The sequence below is a fragment of the Streptosporangium sp. NBC_01810 genome (genome assembly GCF_035917355.1).
In the GTDB taxonomy this organism is placed as follows: Bacteria; Actinomycetota; Actinomycetes; order Streptosporangiales; family Streptosporangiaceae; genus Streptosporangium.
Map to the genome: position 1 here is coordinate 6,597,016 of NZ_CP109070.1, position 17,922 is coordinate 6,614,937.

The 17,922-nt window shown below is 67.2% G+C and carries 20 protein-coding genes; 12 read left to right on the top strand and 8 right to left on the bottom strand.

The features are described from left to right. The first annotated feature begins 262 nt into the window (after positions 1-262). Together OIE13_RS29595 and OIE13_RS29600 are read left to right on the top strand one after the other, a co-directional pair. Positions 263-1,780: a hypothetical protein gene (locus tag OIE13_RS29595; RefSeq protein WP_326829008.1), complete on the top strand. Its 1,518-nt coding sequence runs from the start codon at positions 263-265 to the stop codon at positions 1,778-1,780. 193 nt (positions 1,781-1,973) lie between these two features. Then, entirely contained in the window at positions 1,974-3,182 is a 1,209-nt protein-coding gene (locus tag OIE13_RS29600; RefSeq protein WP_326646419.1) for a methyltransferase, read from the top strand. Here the strand turns inward: OIE13_RS29600 and OIE13_RS29605 are convergent. After that, a complete protein-coding gene (locus OIE13_RS29605; protein ID WP_326646418.1) occupies positions 3,172-3,342 on the bottom strand; it encodes a pyridoxamine 5'-phosphate oxidase family protein in 171 nt (56 codons plus the stop codon). The genes OIE13_RS29600 and OIE13_RS29605 overlap by 11 nt on opposite strands. A gap of 2 nt (positions 3,343-3,344) precedes the next feature. After that, a complete protein-coding gene (locus tag OIE13_RS29610) occupies positions 3,345-3,509 on the bottom strand; it encodes a hypothetical protein (protein WP_326646417.1) in 165 nt (54 codons plus the stop codon). Between the two features lie 15 nt (positions 3,510-3,524). On the opposite strand from OIE13_RS29610, the gene OIE13_RS29615 reads away from it, so the two are divergent. Next, positions 3,525-3,842, top strand: coding sequence for a hypothetical protein (locus OIE13_RS29615; RefSeq protein ID WP_326646416.1), 318 nt, complete (start codon positions 3,525-3,527; stop codon positions 3,840-3,842). Positions 3,843-3,871: 29 nt separating this feature from the next. Here the strand turns inward: OIE13_RS29615 and OIE13_RS29620 are convergent, their stop codons facing one another. After that, positions 3,872-4,822 (bottom strand): helix-turn-helix transcriptional regulator, encoded by a 951-nt coding sequence (locus OIE13_RS29620; RefSeq protein WP_326646415.1) that lies wholly within the window; start codon positions 4,820-4,822, stop codon positions 3,872-3,874. 91 nt (positions 4,823-4,913) lie between these two features. Here OIE13_RS29620 and OIE13_RS29625 point away from each other — a divergent pair, with 91 nt between their 5' ends. The 4 genes from OIE13_RS29625 (at position 4,914) to OIE13_RS29640 (ending at position 7,444) form a co-directional block, all read left to right on the top strand. Further along, positions 4,914-5,321 (top strand): VOC family protein, encoded by a 408-nt coding sequence (locus OIE13_RS29625; RefSeq protein WP_326646414.1) that lies wholly within the window; start codon positions 4,914-4,916, stop codon positions 5,319-5,321. A gap of 31 nt (positions 5,322-5,352) precedes the next feature. Then, on the top strand, positions 5,353-5,496 hold the full coding sequence (locus OIE13_RS29630) for a YdeI/OmpD-associated family protein (protein WP_326646413.1): 144 nt from the start codon (positions 5,353-5,355) through the stop codon (positions 5,494-5,496). 307 nt (positions 5,497-5,803) lie between these two features. Continuing rightward, the gene (locus OIE13_RS29635; protein WP_326646412.1) at positions 5,804-6,109 is read left to right on the top strand and encodes a hypothetical protein; all 306 of its coding nucleotides are present in this window, start codon (positions 5,804-5,806) and stop codon (positions 6,107-6,109) included. Positions 6,110-7,192: 1,083 nt separating this feature from the next. Further along, the gene (locus OIE13_RS29640) at positions 7,193-7,444 is read left to right on the top strand and encodes a GntR family transcriptional regulator (RefSeq protein WP_326646411.1); all 252 of its coding nucleotides are present in this window, start codon (positions 7,193-7,195) and stop codon (positions 7,442-7,444) included. Between the two features lie 425 nt (positions 7,445-7,869). Here the strand turns inward: OIE13_RS29640 and OIE13_RS29645 are convergent, their stop codons facing one another. Together OIE13_RS29645 and OIE13_RS29650 are read right to left on the bottom strand one after the other, a co-directional pair. Then, complete coding sequence (locus tag OIE13_RS29645; protein WP_326646410.1) at positions 7,870-8,655, bottom strand: ABC transporter permease; 786 nt, start codon at positions 8,653-8,655, stop codon at positions 7,870-7,872. A gap of 24 nt (positions 8,656-8,679) precedes the next feature. Continuing rightward, on the bottom strand, positions 8,680-9,609 hold the full coding sequence (locus OIE13_RS29650; RefSeq protein ID WP_442816018.1) for an ATP-binding cassette domain-containing protein: 930 nt from the start codon (positions 9,607-9,609) through the stop codon (positions 8,680-8,682). Positions 9,610-9,732: 123 nt separating this feature from the next. Here OIE13_RS29650 and OIE13_RS29655 point away from each other — a divergent pair, with 123 nt between their 5' ends. Then, positions 9,733-10,482: a TetR/AcrR family transcriptional regulator gene (locus OIE13_RS29655; RefSeq protein WP_326646396.1), complete on the top strand. Its 750-nt coding sequence runs from the start codon at positions 9,733-9,735 to the stop codon at positions 10,480-10,482. A gap of 117 nt (positions 10,483-10,599) precedes the next feature. Here the strand turns inward: OIE13_RS29655 and OIE13_RS29660 are convergent, their stop codons facing one another. Further along, the gene (locus OIE13_RS29660) at positions 10,600-11,031 is read right to left on the bottom strand and encodes a hypothetical protein (protein ID WP_326646395.1); all 432 of its coding nucleotides are present in this window, start codon (positions 11,029-11,031) and stop codon (positions 10,600-10,602) included. Positions 11,032-11,092: 61 nt separating this feature from the next. On the opposite strand from OIE13_RS29660, the gene OIE13_RS29665 reads away from it, so the two are divergent. After that, complete coding sequence (locus tag OIE13_RS29665; protein ID WP_326646394.1) at positions 11,093-11,401, top strand: MiAMP1 family antimicrobial peptide; 309 nt, start codon at positions 11,093-11,095, stop codon at positions 11,399-11,401. Between the two features lie 178 nt (positions 11,402-11,579). Here OIE13_RS29665 and OIE13_RS29670 read toward each other — a convergent pair whose 3' ends face one another. Both OIE13_RS29670 and OIE13_RS29675 read right to left on the bottom strand, forming a co-directional pair. Next, positions 11,580-13,082: an MDR family MFS transporter gene (locus OIE13_RS29670; protein ID WP_326646393.1), complete on the bottom strand. Its 1,503-nt coding sequence runs from the start codon at positions 13,080-13,082 to the stop codon at positions 11,580-11,582. 429 nt (positions 13,083-13,511) lie between these two features. Further along, a complete protein-coding gene (locus OIE13_RS29675) occupies positions 13,512-14,051 on the bottom strand; it encodes a hypothetical protein (protein ID WP_326646392.1) in 540 nt (179 codons plus the stop codon). A gap of 242 nt (positions 14,052-14,293) precedes the next feature. On the opposite strand from OIE13_RS29675, the gene OIE13_RS29680 reads away from it, so the two are divergent. From OIE13_RS29680 to OIE13_RS29690, 3 genes are all read left to right on the top strand, one after another. Then, a complete protein-coding gene (locus tag OIE13_RS29680; protein WP_326829010.1) occupies positions 14,294-15,637 on the top strand; it encodes an alpha/beta hydrolase family protein in 1,344 nt (447 codons plus the stop codon). A gap of 339 nt (positions 15,638-15,976) precedes the next feature. Beyond that, complete coding sequence (locus OIE13_RS29685; RefSeq protein ID WP_326829011.1) at positions 15,977-17,104, top strand: sensor histidine kinase; 1,128 nt, start codon at positions 15,977-15,979, stop codon at positions 17,102-17,104. A 64-nt stretch (positions 17,105-17,168) separates the two neighbouring features. After that, positions 17,169-17,786: a response regulator transcription factor gene (locus tag OIE13_RS29690; protein WP_326829012.1), complete on the top strand. Its 618-nt coding sequence runs from the start codon at positions 17,169-17,171 to the stop codon at positions 17,784-17,786. Positions 17,787-17,922 lie beyond the last annotated feature (136 nt).

Genomic DNA, 17,922 nt, shown 5'->3' on the forward strand with positions numbered 1-17,922 from the left:
AGGGAAATCGGGGTGGCCCCCCAAGGCATCCCCCGTGAGCATATCGGCCCGCCCTAAAAGGGCCCAAATTTCCGGCCAGGCCGGAAAGCGCGATATTTATCGACTTTTTGTTATAAATCGAGGGCTTGGTCAGCCCGGCGGGTAGCCGACCACCCATGATGTGGAATGGTCCAAAATCCCGTGACCTCCCACTTCACCAATCAGGCCACTTGTCGTAATTTTCCCACTTCTCTATCTCAAATCCCCGCCATAAAGTTCCACCGTGTCCCAACATATCGAGTGTCACCACAACCGGATCTACGAGATTACAGGCCTCGACGTCGTACCCCTGCCCGGAGAGGTCGACGCCGCGCAGGTGACCGCGAAGATCAACGCCGGCTACCTCAAGGGCAAGCTGGTCAAGGTCACCGGACCCGGAGTGCGGCCCGCGCTCACGGAAGCCGAGACGAGAGCGCTGACGTGGCAGCTCGCGGCGCTGGCGACCGGCCGCGACCTGCGACTCAAGCAGTACCGGCTGCTCGTGCCCCTCGACCCCGAAGGCTCCCTCGGGCAGGTGATCCTCAGCTTCGACCAGAACTACAACGCGGAGGCCACGCTCGTCGGCCGCGGCCTGCCCGTCAGCGGTCCGGCTCTCGCCGGCAACCTCGGAGTGCTGAAGAAACAGCTCGTCGACACCTACCACCTCAGCGCGATCACCGGCGAATGGACCGTTCCCGACCTGACCAAAATCCACCACGCGCTGGCCCTCGTCCCCGCGGCGGACCGCGTGGCGCTGTACGGCCTTGAGCTGGCACGTGTCACCCAGCTGGCGGCCAAGGCCGACGACACCGTGGGCGGCCACATCCAGGCCAGGCTCACCGAGATCCTCAGCCCGTACTCGGGATCCTGGGGCAGGCTCACCGTGACGGACGTCACCTTCATCGACGACGAAAAGGGCTTCTATGGCGGAACCGCCGGCGCGCCCGCCCGGCCGCCGAGCCTCCAGGTCATCCTGCACGAGGTCGGCCACGCCCTCGACTCCCTGAACCGCAGGACCCTGTCCCGCCGGACCGCGGAGAAGGCCCTGACCGGCATCGGCGAAGGCGCCGGGGTGGGCACGCCCGCGCCACTGCCGCAGGACAGGATCGACCACGCCGTCGAACGGAAGATCATGAGCACCGCCCCGTGGCGGGAACTCGCGGTGCTGGCCTTCGACACAGTGGACGCGACGCAGAAGAGGACCGCCCAGGCCGACGCCCTGGCCGCCTCCTGCACGGCCAAGGGCGGGGCACTGGCCGACCTGGCTCAACTGCTGAAGTCCGGGCAGCAGAACAACGCCATCCAGCTGTACAAGCAGATCGAGCAGGAGTTCAACACCCTCAACACCGCCTACGACGCGATCGTGGCGCTCCTCAGGGCGCAGGGCCAGGGCGCCAAGGTGCCGCCCACCGAGTTCACGAACATCATCGGCAAGCTGCCACCGCAACCGGCCAATGTGATCTGGGCGGACCTGCACAACGAGATCATCAGGTTCTGCGGCATCCAGGCCGACGTCGCCCTGTGGCGCAGGAAGTTCATGGACGGCAAGGAATTCTTCACCGACCGTGGGAGCAAGTTCGTCGGCGCCGTCAACGAGGGCCAGATCTCACTGGGCCTGACGACCTACTCACACGCCACGCAGGACCCCACCGAGCTGTACACGGAGGCGTACGCGATCTGGATCCTGGACCCCGAGGAGATCAGGAAGCACAGCGCCGCCCTCTTCACCTACTTCGACACGGCGCAGTACCGCCTCCCCTGACCACTCTCACCTGGCCGCGCCGACCTCTCCTTCCACCGTCTTTAGAAATCATGATCGGGGTGCTCCGAGGCGGTGTGGGAGCAGCATGCGGGTCGCGGCGCGGCCGGCATGGTCTTCGCCCGGCGTACGCGACCGGTCCAGGCGGGGCGGGGATGTGACCAGCTCATCGCGCGACTCGCTAGCCTATGGCGCGATGAACCGTTTAACGACGTCGAGAGGTGAGTTCGACCTCACCCGCTTCCCCGAGGATCCCCGCGACCCGCTTCGCGCCTGGGACGCCGCCGACGAATATCTACTGCGGTACCTCGACGGAATCGACGGCGGCCCCACGGACCTGTCGGGCACCGTGGTCGTGCTGGGCGACCGGTGGGGTGCTCTGGTCACCGCGCTCGCCGATCACCGTCCCGTGCAGATCACCGACTCCTTCCTCGGCCGGCGGGCGACCCTGGCGAACATGGAGCGCAACGGGGTCACCGGGTACTCCGGGGACTCCAGAGATGCCGGGGACTCCAGAGATGCCAGGGACGCCGGGGACACAGTGCGGCTCCGTACGACCAGGGACGCACCCGTCGACCGGATCGACGTGCTGCTCATCCGAGTGCCCAAGAGCCTCGCACTCCTTGAGGACCAGCTGCACCGCCTTGCACCGCACCTACACTCCGGCACGGTGGTCGTCGGCGCCGGGATGGTCACCGAGATCCACACCTCGACGCTACACCTGTTCGAACGGATCCTTGGGCCGACCAGGACGTCGCTGGCGGCGAAGAAGGCACGGCTCATCTTCTGCGCACCGGACCCCGGGCTTCCCCGGAGCGACAACCCGTGGCCGCGAAGCTACCCGCTGCCCGCCGGTGTCGGAGCCGTCTCGGGGCTGACCGTCACCAACCACGCGGGCATCTTCTGCGCCGACCGCCTGGACGTCGGCACCCGCTTCTTCCTGAAGAATCTGCCGCAGCGCCGTGGGCGCGAACATGTCGTGGACCTGGGCTGCGGCAACGGGGTGGTCGGGCTCGCCGCCGCACTGGGCAACAGCGAAGCCCAGGTGACGTTCATCGACGAGTCCTATCAGGCGCTGGCCTCGGCGGAGGCCACCTTCCGGGCGAACGTGGCGGCGGGCACCACTGCGGAATTCCTGGCGACCGACGGCCTGTCAGGCGTACCCGCCGGGACGGTGGACCTGGTGCTGAACAACCCGCCGTTCCACACACACCGCGCGACGACCGACGCGACGGCCTGGCGCATGTTCAACGGCTCCCGCGCCGCGCTGCGCCGCGGCGGCGAGCTGTGGGTGGTCGGCAACCGGCACCTCGGCTACCACGCGAAGCTGCGCCGGCTCTTCGGCAACTGCGAGGTCGCCGCGAGCGACCCCAAATTCGTCGTCCTGCGAGCCGTCAAGCGCTGACCGCACACCCACCGTCCCAGGGGAATGCTGACCGCACACGGGCCAGCCTCGCCTGACCGTCCCCGGTGAAACGCACCGCGACCACGTGCGGCGAGCCGTCGGGACGCGAGGTGGTCAGGGTGGCCACGTGCGGCTCAGCGAGGAAATACTCGACCGACATGCTCACCGGAAGGCTGCGGCGCTGCGCTCGGCCCAGGCGGCGAAGGTGCCCGGCGCCCGGCCCAGGACGCGTTCGACGTCGGGGCTCACCCGCTGCTCGCCCTCGGTCGGTTCGCCCAGGATGGCCAGGGTGCCCTCGACCACGGGCAGCGGCATGAACCGCGCCATCAGCTCAAGGGTCTCGTGGACGCGTGGGTCGGTCAGCGCGACACCACGGCCCGCTACGGCTGTCCCACGGGCACCCTTGCCGTCGAACTCGACAAGCGAACCGAGAGTGGCCTCGACCTCGCGGCGGGCCATGTCATCCGCCGGCTGCTGGACTGGGTGGAACAGCAGTACCGCCAGATGGGCGTGGCCGACCCCGAGGGCCTCACGCTGACGCTCGTCGGCGCCTACCAGGGCATGTCCCTGCTCTCCAATGCTCTGCGCGACCCGGAGATCATGACCCGAGAGGGAGCCCGCCTCGTTCGCGAGCTCGACAGCCTGGACAGCCTGGCGTGACACGCGCCGCCCCAAGGCCGAACTCCGTGTCAGTGTCCGCTGGTGTAGCGGCCGGCGAGTTCGGCGCCGATCCGCGCCAGTTCGGCCTGGACGGAGTGCGGTTCGACCACCTCGATCATCGCGCCCCAGCCGGCCAGGTGCCGAGCAATGTCCAACGGGGTCGGTGCGGCGAGGCGGACCCGGACACGCCCGTGGTCGAGCTCGCCGTCGATGTGGCAGTGCCGTCCGAAGTGCGTTCGCAGTACCGGCACGAACCTGGCCTCGATGAGCACGGTGGCCCAGGTGCGTGAACGCCGCCGCTCCACCTCACCGACGACCTGTCGCCACGCGGTGGCGAGCGTGAAGTCGTCCGGGCGCTCGGCGGGCTGGTCGGTCGGCTCGGCTCCGATGACTCGGTCAACTCGGAAGGTTCGCCGCCCTCGTTCGGTCCCGGCGAGCAGGTACCAGATGTCGTCCTTGTCGACCAGGCCCCACGGGTCGACCAGCCGTTCGGTCCGCTCCCGGGCGCTGTCGGTGTAGGTCAGACGGACCTTTCGCCTGCGGATCACGGCGGTCTGCAGCAGATCGACCATCTCTGGCCGGTGGCGATCACGCTCGCCCCACCGGGTGGGGTCGATCATCGTGGCGTCGGCGGCGGCCTCGGCCTCGGCACGGAAGGTCTGTGGCAGCGCCCGCACGAGCTTGCGCAGCGCCGCCCTGGCCTCACCCGAGACGGCCGCGGCCGGGCCGACGAGCAGGAACAGTGCCTGCGCCTCGATCGCCGACAGGCCGCTGAGATCGGTGCGGGCACCACCGACGAGCGACCAGCCGCCGCCGCGTCCCGGCTGCGGGTACACCGGGATGCCGGCCGCGGACAGCGCCTCCAGATCGCGGCGAGCGGTGGCGACGGACACCTCCAGCTCGTCGGCCAGCTCGGCGGCGGTCACCCGGCCACGGGCCTGCATGAGCAGGAGGGCTGCGACGAGGCGATCAGCGCGCATGTCCCCCGGTTTCTCCAACAAAGTAGTCAGTTGGTGAGCACTTTAGGGGCGGAAAATGGTCACTGTCACCGACCGGAAGAAGGGATCTCCGATGTTGCGAGGACTGGCCACCGTCAGCTTCTGGGCCGACGACCTGGAGGCCGCCAAGGAGTGGTACGTCGAACTGCTGGACGTAGAGCCGTACTTCGAGCGTCCGGGTAACGGGCAGCCGGCCGCCTACTACGAGTTCAGGATCGGCGACTACCAGGCCGAACTCGGCCTCATCGGCCGGCGGTACGCCCCGCCGAGCGCGCCCGCCGCCCCCGGGGGCGCGATCATCCACTGGCACGTCGACGACGTGCGGGCCGCCCTGGACCGGCTGCTGTCCCTGGGGGCCATGCCGCACACGCCGCTCACCGAGTACGGCCCCGGTTTCGTCACCGCGTCCGTGGTCGACCCGTTCGGCAACGTGCTGGGCATCATGTACAACCGGCACTACCTGGAGGTCCTGGGCCGATGATGCACTTCGCGGACGCCGCCCAGTGGGAGTCGTGGCCAACCCGCAGGCCGCCGCCCGCTTCAAGGCACTCGACAAGACCGGCCGCCACCTGCTGATCCTGCCGCTGCTGAAGACCAGGACCCCGGCCGGCCGCGCGGCCCGCCTGCAGAAGACGATCTCCGGCTTGCTGAAGTGAGAAAGCCGCCGATACTCGCCGCGTTGTGGAAGGTGTTTCAGGGACCGTGAGCGTCAACGCCGGGCCGGGCGTAGCGCTTCACGTCGGAGACGTCGCAGCCATGTCCCTTCCGCCGGGCGGCTACGGTGCATGCCAGGTCAGCGGGATCGGCGATGACGGCTCAGCAACAGGTACGCACAGCTGTCGGGAAATCACCACAAACAAAAAATGCGGCCCCTCGCAGGGCCGCCCAGTTGGCCGTAACCAACTTCGTGTACCTCCATCGTAGCTACCATCGGCGAGGCTGGCCAATGTCGGAGGTGTCCTGGTGGACGTGGTCGCGTACGTCGATGGCTTCAACCTGTACCACGGGCTGAAGAGCAAGTACGGTCGCGCCTATTTGTGGCTTGACCTCGTCGAGTTGGTGCAGCAAATCCGCCGGGATGACGTAGTGCTCAAGGTGAGGTACTTCACCGCGATCGTCAAAGGCGAACCTGACGCTGCCCTGAGGCAGGAGACTTACCTGGCCGCCCTGGGCGCGTACCGTCCCGAGGTGGAGATCATCCGCGGCCACTTCAAGAAAAAAGACCGCACGATGCAGGGACTGTGGTTCCCGGTGGACGTGTGCGTGTGATCCATCCCAGACGTTCCATACATACGAGGAGAAACTGACAGATGTAGCACTCGCAGTGGCCATGACCATGGATGCGGCATCCGGCTGGCCCACAGCCGTCCGGCGTCGCTGAGGATCAGTCGCCGGCCGGGGATGGCCGGTTCGGGGGTGCTGGATCTAACATCGTCCATTGATTGGACCTCCATCCGATCAAGGGCCCGTCCGGTCGTTGGTAGCGGTGGACGGGCCCGCTTCATGGGGCAGGGCAGGACGCGGAGGGGTGCGCCGTACGGGCCGGGCAGCCGGTACGAAGACGGGGTGACCACTGCGCATCGCAGGGCGCGGGTGGCCGTTCGCCTGGCGCTAGGCGTGAGACGACGCCGGTGGCCAAGCCGGGGCGGTCTGGTGAGGACGGACCTGGACGGGCGCGCCGGACGAAGACGGCAAGGCGCCCGCCGGGGCAACGGCACTGGTAGGGCGGACTTGGTAACCGGGATCTGCTCGGGACAACACTGAACGGACACTGGTGGTGTCACCTCGGCAGGCCACTGCGCGGGCGCCGACGCCGACGCCTCAGCCGATGTCTGCTCACCCGGCCGCCGAGCAGGTACCGGTACGGCCTCGTCAGCCGGGGCCTGACCGGCAGATCTCTGAGCGGGTACCAACGGGATCATCTCAGCCGGGGTCACGGACGCGGACGGCTCAAAGCAGGACACGGAACGGTCTCCAGTGCGGCGGGCCTCCAGGCGAACGGCCATCAGCGCGCCGGAGGGCTGCGCGTACTCGTGATCGGCGGGCTGGTCGGAGCAGCCATGCGCGTAGGGCGCGTGCCCGCAGACTGCACAGCCCATCGGCATCGGCGGTGCGTCAGCGAAGCAACCACAACCGCTCGCCATGCTCTGGTCGAGCACCGGAGTACTAGGGTTGTTCACGGGTCAGGACTCACTTCCTGATCAAGGCCTCGGTACGGCGTTACAGCGCCTGCCGGGGCCGTTGCTTTGAGTGACTGCGGCAATACTGTACGTCTATCTCGTCCTACTCGTACAGCCCGTTCAATACGGACCGTCCGCCTTGGCCATCTGGCCTGTCCGTAACGTTTCATCCATGACGGTCGACCAGCTCAACCCCGAGCCCCTGTGGGATCAGCTCGCCGGGATCATCACCGCGAAAATCAAAGCGGGCGATTACCGGCCGCGGCAGGTGCTGCCCTCGGAAACCCGGCTACAGCAGGAGCACGGCGTGAGCCGGGGCACCGTCCGCCGGGCGATGCGGCACCTCGGCGAGCAGGGATGGACGGTGACCGTGCAAGGTCGCGGCACGTTCGTCAACGAGCGGGAGAACTGGCCGACCGACTGATCGCGGCGGCGGTCGCTTGGAAAGCGGGTCCGTCGCCAGGCGCGACCCACCTACCATCTTGCATGGGCGAGGAACCCCCAGGAGCGAGTGGGGTCTGATCCGGACCATGGTCGATATCGATCCGCAGGCGGAGCTCTCGCGTTTGGACGATGTTCCGCCGACCGACTGATCAGCGCAGCGGTCACATGAGAAGCGAGCCCGTTCCGGGCCGGATGGCCGGACCTGACCAATGCGGAGCTGGACCGCCGTGTGGATGCTCGTAAAGCAAGGAAGATCACCCCTCTCGGATCGAAGCCACCGGTGCCGTACGTCCTCACAAATGTCGGATCAAGGTGGCCGAACCGTCGTGGTGCCGGGTGCGCCCTCGTGCAGCAGCTTCTCGAACGTGGCCATGCAGCCGGCATCACATCGGGTGCAATGCTTTCTCAGCCGCGGGTACGGCGGCGGAACAGCCAGGCGGCGAAGGTGAACGAGCAGGTCAGCAGGCCGACGCACCAGGCGAGTGCGATCCAGCCGGTGTTGCCGATCGGGGTCCCGGTCAGCAATCCCCGGACGGTCTCGATCACCGGGGTGATCGGCTGGTTCTCGCTCACCGCGTGCAGGAACGACGGCATGGTGTTCGTCGGCACGAACGCACTGCTGAGGTAGGGCAGGAACAGCATAAGGAAGCTCAGCGTGCTGGCCGACTCCACGGACTTCGCGATCACGCCGAGCCCGGCCGCCAGCCAGGACAGCGCGAGCACGTAAAGCAGGAGCAGACCGGCCGCCAGCACCCAGTCGGTGACCGTCGCGTCCGGGCGGAAGCCCATCGCGATGGCCGCGCCGATGACAACGGTGGTGGACAGCAGATTCCGGGCGACGCTGGCAACGACGTGTCCGGTGAGGACGGCGGAGCTGCGGATCGGCAACGAGCGCAGCCGGTCGATCATGCCGCTGGTCATATCGTCCGTGACGGACATCGCGGTGGACGCGGCGCCGTAGCCGGTGCACAGCAGGATGATGCCGGGCACCACATAGTTGATGTACTGGGTGCCGGTGTTGATGGCCCCGCCGAAGACGTAGACGAACAGCGACATCATCAGCAGCGGCAGGACGATCGACACGACCAGCGTGTCGACGTTGCGGCGGCTGAGCCGGATGCTGCGGCCGATCATGGTCAGGGAGTCGGTCACGGCGTTGCGGGCGCCGCCGTGCACAGCGGTGATGGTCATGGTCATGGTCCTTTCAAGAGCCGTTCAGACCTGGACCGAGGTCCGGCCAGCGGTGGTCAGGGACAGGAAAACGTCGTCCAACGTCGGCCGGTGCGACGACACCTTGACCACCGGCACGCCCGCGATCCGCAGGTCGTCCAGCACCCGGTGCAGGTGCTCCGCGCTGCCGTCGGACGGGATGCCCAGAACGAGCGGGTCGGTGCCGCGCGGCGCGTCGAACAGCGCGGCGGCGCGGGCCACGTCAGCCTCCACCGCGAACCGCAGGTCGAGTCGATCTCCGCCCACCTGGGACTTCAGCGCGTCGGCCGTGCCGGACGCGGCGACCTTGCCACCGTTGATCAGCACGATCCGGTCGGCCAGCCGGTCCGCCTCCTCCAGGTACTGCGTGGTGAGGACGATCGTCGTCCCCGACGAGACCAGGTCCTTGATGGCGTCCCACATCGTCGTCCGGCTGGACGGGTCGAGACCGGTGGTCGGCTCGTCCAGGAAGATCACCCTCGGCTGCGAGACCAGGCTCATCGCCAGGTCCAGCCGTCGGCGCATGCCGCCGGAGTAGGTCTTCACCCGCCTTTTCATGGCGTCCACCAGGTCGAACCGTTCCAAGAGGTCCATGGCACGACGGCCGGCGGCGGGTCTGCCCAGGTGCATCAGGCGGCCGATCATGACCAGGTTCTCCCAGCCGGTCTGCTGGTCGTCCAGCGCGACGGACTGACCGGTCAGGCTGATGACGCCGCGCACCTTGGTCGCTTCGCGCACGACGTCGTACCCGGCGATCCGCACGCTGCCGAGGTCGGGCCGCGACAGGGTGGTCAGGATGCGGATGGTGGTGGTCTTGCCGGCACCGTTCGGGCCCAGCAGTGCGAAGACCGTGCCCTCTGCGACGTGCAGGTCCACTCCGGCCAGAACCTTGGTGGATCCGAAGGCCTTGTGCAGGCCGGTTGCCTCGACGATCACTTTCACTCCTCAGGCACGACGACTTTAATGCGTATGGTCTACACCTAATAGCGTAGCTCATACGCATCGGAGCGTGGAGGGGTGTTCCTAGACTGTGTCTGTGTTCGTGATGAGAGGGACCGGATGACCGACGAGATCGAACTGCCCGCCGAGGTGGCCCTCCTCTGGGGGTTGCGCGAGACGGTGCGGCGGGGGCGCAAACCGTCCCTCACGGTTGCTGACATCACGCGGGCCGCGGTCGAGGTGGCGGACGCGGAAGGGCTGGCCGCGGTGTCGATGTCCAGAATCGCCACCCAGCTCGGCAACGCCACGATGGCGCTGTACCGCTACGTGAAGAGCAAGGACGAGCTGCTCCTGCTGATGTCGGACGCGGCCCTGGACAGGCCACCGGACCTGCCGGACGACGTGGACTGGCGGACCGGGCTGACGTTGTGGGCACGGAGCGTGCTGAAGGCGCAGCGACGGCACCCGTGGACCGCGCAGATCCCGATCAGCGGGCCCCCGCTGGGGCCCAACAGCCTCTGGTGGTTCGACCGTGCGCTGCATGCGTTGGGCGACACCGATCTCAGCGAGGAGGACAAGGTGGGCGTCGTGATGGGCCTGCTGACCTTCGTGCACGGCGAGCTCCGGCTGAGCACCGATCTGTCCAGGAGTTACGCGGAGAACCCTCAGGCCTTCGGCCGCCAGTACGGCGTGGCACTCGCGCGGGTGGTGGATGCGCAGCGGTTTCCCGCGTTGAGCAAGGTGATCGCCGCCGGCGTCTTCGAGGGTGAGATCCCCTACGACGAGGAGGCCGAGGTGGAGTTCGGGCTGGGCCTGTACCTGGACGGCGTGGCCGCGTTCATCGAGCGCAGAACCGCAAGGCAGGGGTAATACCGAAGCCACTCGGATCTGTCGGCGGCACCTGTCTCATTGAGCGACATGGAGGGCGGCCTCCTCACTCCTGAGATCATCCACCTGACCTACTGACGCAGAAGATCAATCTGACACCTACTCCACCCACCACCAGCCGTCTCCAAGATCGCGTGTGGCACTGCCGAGGTCACCGCTTGCCGTCTGGATCGTCGTGCCTCGACCATCGGAACCCGGTATATGGGCAATGCCCCTGCCGCTCTCCGCCCGCCAATCTTCGAACACCGGCAGGTAGAGAACGTCGCGTTGTGGCCGTACCTGACCGTCTATCGACAGGTACTCCATCCACCCGGGCACGGCGAGCGTCCGGTGGTGCTCGTGGTCGGCGGCGAGTTCAGCGAATGCGTCCCTGTGCAACCAGACCTGGCCCTCCGCATACACCCTCTGCGGTGTCATCAGCGGCTCCACATATGGCCTGTCCAACTTGCAGGACCTCGCCATCAGCGCGGACGGCGCCATGGTCTTCTCCGCTTTCGGCGAGCGGTCCAGACCATGTGCGGCATGCTTCATTCACTCAGAGTAGTTATATGTATACTCTCGGTGGATCATTGAGGTCATCGGGAGGATCATCGTGAAGCGAATCGCCCTCGTCCCCGTCATCTCCGCCGCCATGGTCGCGATCATGGGCAGTGCCGCCTACGCCTCACAGTACGTGGCCTACGAAGGGCCGGGCTTCACCGGCCGGTCGGTGGTCATCGACCGGTGCGGCCCGTCCAACATCCCCTTCCACGGGTCGTACAAGTGGTACGGCGACGGCCAGAGCGGCCGGATGTACAACCAGCCCGACACGCAGGGTGTGATGCACTTCGAGCTGCCGTCCAACCGCAACGCGGAGCAGAGGACGCCCGTCGGCTGGAAGAGCATCTTCATCGTGTGCTGACGCCCGGAAGGCGGACGGGCCGGCCCTCCGGTCAGCACTCACTGAGGCCGACAGGTTCCGCACCGGCCCCTCTCCGTCAGACTTCAGCAAGACATGGGATGAACAACTCCTTTTGATATGAGGCAGGGCGAGACAGGACGATCGAGACAGTGACGATGACCGTCATCGACCAGCGTCGTCACGCCGGTTTCATCGGCCGGGTCCCCCTCGAACTCGCCGGCGCTGTCCCCTCGATCTCGTCGGCGCTGTCCGCTCGGGCGGGTAGGAGCAGGGCGGTGATGACCACGGCCACGGACAGCACCGCGCCGATGATGAAGGCCAGCCGCATGCCGTCGAGGTTGGCGAGCGCCTCCGTGGCTCCCGCGGCTCTCAGGGCATCGGCTCGCGCGCTCATCACGGTGATCACGAGCGCGGTGCCGACGGCTGCGGAGACCTGTTGCAGCGTGCTCAGGATCGAGCTGGCGTGGGAGTAGAGCGGCGGTGGAACCGCTCCAAGCCCGAGGGTGAATACCGGGGTGAAGGTCGCGGCCAGACTCACCATCAGCAGCGCGTGCAGACCGAGGAGCTGCCAGAACGGCATGGTCATCGTGACCTGGGTGAAGCCGGTGAGCGCGAGCGTGATCCCGATCGCGCCGGGGATGACCAGAACCCGGCCGCCGAACCGGTCGAACAGGCGGCCGACGGTCGGACCGAGCAGCCCCATCGCGAGGCTGCCCGGCATCACGAGGAGTCCGGTCTGCAGGGCGCTGAGCTCGCGGACGTTCTGCAGGTACAGCGGCAGCAAGATCATCGAGCCGAGCATCGCCATGAAGGCCACCGACATCAGGATCAGCGCGACCGTATAGGTGCGGTGGCGCAGGGTGCGCAGGTCCAGCAGCGGCACGCCGCGCTTCTGCAACGACAGCTGGCGAACGACGAAGACGGCGATGGCCACCAGGCCGGCCGCCACGATCGCGGCGGCGACGCGGACGTCACCGCCCTCGAACCGGCTGAGCCCGTAGACCAGGCCGCCGAAGCCGGCAGCGGCGGTCACCGCGCTCAACCAGTCGATGGTGCTGATCTGGGGCTCTCCGACGTTCTTGAGCTGCTTCAGGCCGCGCCATGTGATCACGGCGGCGATGGGGAGCACCACGGCGAACAGCAGCCGCCAGGACCCGAATTGGAGGATCACCCCCGAGACCGTCGGGCCCATGGCGGGCGCGACCGAGATGGCCAGGGAGACGTTGCCCATCACCCGGCCCCGGTCCTCCTCGGGCACCACCTGCATCAGCGTGGTCATCAGCAGCGGCATCATCACAGCCGTCCCGGATGCCTGGATGATGCGAGCACCCAGCAGCACCTCGAAGGACGGCGCGACGGCGGCCAACGCCGTACCGAGCAGGAACAAGCCCATCGCGGTGGTGTACGCGCTGCGGGTGGACACCCGCTGCAGGAACCATCCGGTGATCGGGATGACAGCGGCCATGGTCAGCATGAAGGCGGTCGAGAGCCACTGCGCGGTCTGCTCGGTGATGTGCAGCGCGCTCATCAGCCGCGGGATCGCGTTGATCATGATCGTCTCGTTGAGGATGACCACGAATGTGGCGAGCACCAGCAGCCGGATCACGGCCGGGGTGCGACCTGAAACGGCGGTCGCGGGCTTGGCGGGTGAGTCGAGCTTGTCGAGCTGTGGGCTGGACACGGCACCTCAATCGGGGTTGTCGGACAGGACGTGGTCATGGCCGGCGTCCCAGCCTTGGGTCTCACCAGGAGTTGTGGTCATGCAAAGACTGACCGACACCACCGACAAAACTCATCGCCCGTCCCCAGCCTTCCGGCAAGTGATGCGAAATGTCACCCGATTTTCACCGGCGGACGACGATCTCCAGATCACGCGAAGGAGCACCGAACCGCTCTACTGATCAAGAAGGTCTGGGGTTACGACAGCTCGGGCTCAGGCTGGTCTCGGCGATGAAGGCCGGTCTCGGCGATGAAGGCATCAAGCGATCCGGGCTGGCACTACATGCGCTTGAGATGGCTTTTTAGCAATACGGCGAGTGCGTCGACGCGTGGATGGCGGGGCGGCATGCCTTCTCCCCCGGTCGGGCCGACGAAGTTCTTACGGGACGGGTTACGAGGCAAGTAGATCGAAATGAAAGCCGGTAATCAGAAGTACGGTCGCCACGACACGAATGTGAACCACGCGAGGATGCATGAAGATCGCAGGTAGCTTCGCGCACACCTTGTCGATGAGGAGTACGGTCCCCGCCACGGCCAGGGGGGCCAGACAGAGCAGCGTGACGACGACGACAACCTTGAGGAGGCCGACGAGCACGTTCAAGCCGGGGACACCGGCCGGTACGGGAAGGTCGATGCTCCATATCTCCCATATGACGACCCAGCTGAACGCCAGGACAAACGCGCCGACCGAAAACGAGTAGGCCAGCGCGCGGTTCCAGAGAGCCTGGATGAGGGCGTGTAGCCGGTCTGCGAATGACACGAGACGCTCGGGTCCCGCGATGTCGAGCAGGATCGTCATGCCGCTGACGAAAGCCGCGATCTTCCCCGCCCTGCCCCACCAGATCATCGGCAGACCGAACATGTCGTTTCCCAAGGTGGACCTGCCGTCCAGCCACATCTGCCATGCCTCGAAGTAGCCGATGTCCGCCACGATCGGAGGGTATGGCCGAGTCCACAGCTTGACCAGCGTTCCGCACCAACCAGCCTGGAAGGTTCAGGTGAACGGGGTACGGGCAGTCGCGGGGGAGAAAGGTGAATGTCCAGGCCGGCCGCCTGGTGCGGGCCTCACCCGCGCTGCCCGTGAGATTTGTCATCGGCCGGCGGGGAAGAACGCATCTGAGCCGGTGAGTGTTGGCACTACTTCATAGCCGGGCAGCATCGGACGCTGGAATCATGATGATGCCTGATCGATTCTCCCCGATCTTCCGGCCCCGACCGGCTGATTCGGCTCCACGAGAGGTCGGCTCGCCCCGGCGAGGAGTCACAGCGCTCTACCGCGCCACGCTGGCGTCGGTGCTGGGGTTGGCGCTCGTGGCCGGTCCCGCACTCGCCGGCCCCAGCGTCGCCCGCCCCGCACTCGCTGGAACGACGTCGGCTGAGGACGGTTCTGACCTCGGCGCCAACCAGGTGGCACCCGTCCGGCTCACGCTGCCGAAACCCACCGGCCCGCTCCAGATCGGGACCGTGTCACTCCACCTGGTCGACCCTGCACGGCCCGACCCATGGGTGCCCGCCAAGTCGTCCCGAGAACTCATGGTCCAGCTGTGGTATCCGGCACAGAAGGCGGCGGCGTATCCCCGGGCGCCATGGCTCTCGCCCAAGATGGCGGAGGCCGTCCTGGCAGGTGTTCCGGCGGGAACCGTACGCCTGCCGGTCACGCACGGGCGAGTGGGGGCGCCGGTGTATCGAGGGCGGGGGCCACGACCGGTGTTGCTCTTCTCACACGGCTTCGCCGCCGACCGTGCCTCCAGCACCGCCTTGGCGGAGGATCTCGCCAGCCACGGTTACGTGGTTGCCGCCATCGACCACACCTACGATGCCGGAGCGGTGGAATTTCCGGACGGGCAGGTGGAGATCCACGCGGCGAGCTCGCCACCACCGAACTTCGACGAGCAAGATGATCCCGTCGCCACCAAGGCAGTGGCCGCCCGCCTCGCCGACACACGTTTCGTCATGGACCAGTTGACCGCGCTCAATCGCGGACGCGTCATCGACGCCGAGCGTCGGTCTGCGCCCAAGGGGCTGCGCGGTGTGCTTGATCTGTCCCGCATCGGCATGTTCGGGCATTCGCTGGGTGGTGCCACCGCCGCCGCGACCATGCATGCGGACTCGCGAGTCAAGGCCGGCATCAACCTGGACGGCGCGATGTTCGGGCCGGTCCTGCAGGAGGGACTGGACCGGCCGTTCCTACAGGTCGGCAGCTCGGAGCACGGCCGGGGCAACGACCCGAGCTGGGCGGCGCTGTGGGCCCGCCTGCGAGGCTGGCGGCTGGAACTACGGCTGGACGGTACGGGCCACACTTCGTTTACCAACCTTCAGGTGCTGCTCCGGCAACACTCGCTGGGACTGCCGCCGGATCAGGTCACCGAGATGATCGGCAAAATCGACGGCCCTCGTTCGGTGCTGATTCAACGCATCTACATTCGTGCGTTCTTCAACCGCCATCTGCTGGGACAGCCAAGCCCACTGCTCGCCAAGCCGTCCAGGCGCTGGCCGGAGATGCGGTTCGCGCCGTAGCGGGCCACACGGTCGGAACGAGCTGTGGACGAGCGGCCTGGGCGCCACCCGGGCCACACGGCCACGGCGTCCACAGTGGCCAAGAGCGCCAGAACGCCGGAGCGTCAGGGCGGCCGGGTAGCGCGACCCGGAACAGGGGCGCCGGGATCGGGGCCGGAAGCGTTCGCGGGAGCATTCCGCGAAAACGGGTGCGATCATGACGGGGTGGGTGAGATGGGAAACAGGCTCACGGACCGGTTGTGGCAGTGGCGTCGGCATGGCCAGGCGGAGCACTGGGACCTGTGGACCCGCGTTTCGCTCTCCGGGGCGTATGTCCTTGAACCGGCGTGGACCGCCATCATGATCGGCCCAGAGGTGGGGACGCTCGCGCGGTGGGTGATGTTGGCCTATACCGCCCTACATTCCATCACCTGCGCGCTGCTCGTTCACGCGGGTCTGAATCACTACTTGGGGCGTCGGTCCCGGCCGGTGGGGCTGATCGCCCTCACCGCCGGGCTCACGGTCGTGGGCGTGGTGATCGGGACTGTGGCTTATCCCGACGCGCAACCCGGTCACCCCGACGGTCCGGCCTCGGGCCTGGTGGTCGTCCTTGCGATCGCGTTCGTCACCGCTGTGTCATCGGTGGTGCCGCTCTCCGTCGCCATGGGCGTGCTGGCGGCGGCCGTGGCGACAAAGTTCGCGGTGTCCCGGATAGAGGGCGCTCCCATGTCGATCGCTGTCCCGGCCGCGATCGGCCTGGGCAGCCTCATGGTTGCTTGGCTGCTCACCTACCGTGCCTCGATGTGGGGGCTGAAGAACGTCTGGGAACTGGATCACTCCAGGAAGGCGCATGCTCGACTCGCAGTGGCCGAGGAGCGGCTGCGCTTCGCTCGCGATCTGCATGATGTGATCGGCCGCAACCTGTCGGTGGTGGCCCTCAAGAGTGAACTCGCGGCGCGGTTGGTCGAGCGTGGCCGGTCCGGGGCGGTGGACGAGATGCGCGAAGTGAGCAAGATCGCGCATGAATCGCTGGCCGAGATGCGTGCGGTGGTGCGCGGGTACCGTACCGCTGACCTGGACATGGAACTGGCCGGTGCCAGGTCGGTGCTCGCCTCAGCCGGGGTGCGCTGCCAGGTGATCGGCGACGGGCGCAGCCTGTCCGCCGAGGTACAGAGCACGCTTGGCTGGGTGGTACGAGAAGGTACGACAAACGTGCTGCGGCACAGCGAGGCGCGGATGTGCACGATCTCTTTACACCGGTCGACGACCGGCGGCACCGATCGGCTTACGCTGAGTATGGAGAATGACGGAGTGACGGGTCCGGAATCTCCCGATGTCCACCAGCCGACCGGCAACGGTTTTCCCGGCGTGGCGGAACGTCTCGCGGCGCTTGGCGGGAGTGTCGTCACCAAGCGGAAGCCACCCGACCGGTTCCGTCTCACCGCCGAACTGCCATTGCCCGTGGCTACCCAGGAGGAGACCCGGTGACCGCTGTGGTGCTGCCGCCGCACATGACCACCAGGCAGCTCCCGGCTTGGTGGAAGGACGTCCGGTGAGCAGCGCGCCGATCCGGATCTTGCTTGCCGAGGACGAGCACCTCATCCGAGGTGCCCTGGTGGCGCTGCTCGCCCTCGAAGAGGATCTGAGCGTGGTGGCTCAGGCGGCCACCGGCGCCGACACGATCGCCATGGCCCGCGTCTTCCAGCCGGACGTGGCCATGATCGACTTGCAACTGCCCGATCTGGACGGCGTGACCGTGGCCCGCATGATCCATGAGGAGTTGCCGGGTTGCCACACCATGATCGTTACAAGCCATGGCCGCCCCGGGCACCTGAAGCGGGCGCTTTCCGCCGGTGTACGGGGTTTCCTTCCGAAGACCGTCTCCGCCGCCGTGTTGGTCGACGTCGTGCGCACGATTCACGGCGGGGGCCGCTACGTCGACCCGCAACTCGCCGCCGAAGCGATCGGCGCGGGCGACAGCCCGCTCACTCCACGCGAGGCCGACGTGCTGGAACTGGCCGCCGAGGGGGCGCCGGTGGAGGAGATAGCCCGCAGGGCGGCACTGTCATCTGGCACCGTACGGAACTATCTTTCCTCCGCGGCCGGGAAGATCGGCGCTGCGAACCGTCATGAGGCCGCGCGCATCGCCCGCCAGTACGGCTGGATCTGAATTTTGAAACCCTCAGTGAGGCGCCGCAGACCGTCACACACCGCAACCGTCACATTGCCGAGAAGACTTCAATCACTCTCCTAACCGGGTTAGCCAGGAGTTGGATGGCTGCTCGGAGTGAAGGCGAGGGCCAGTG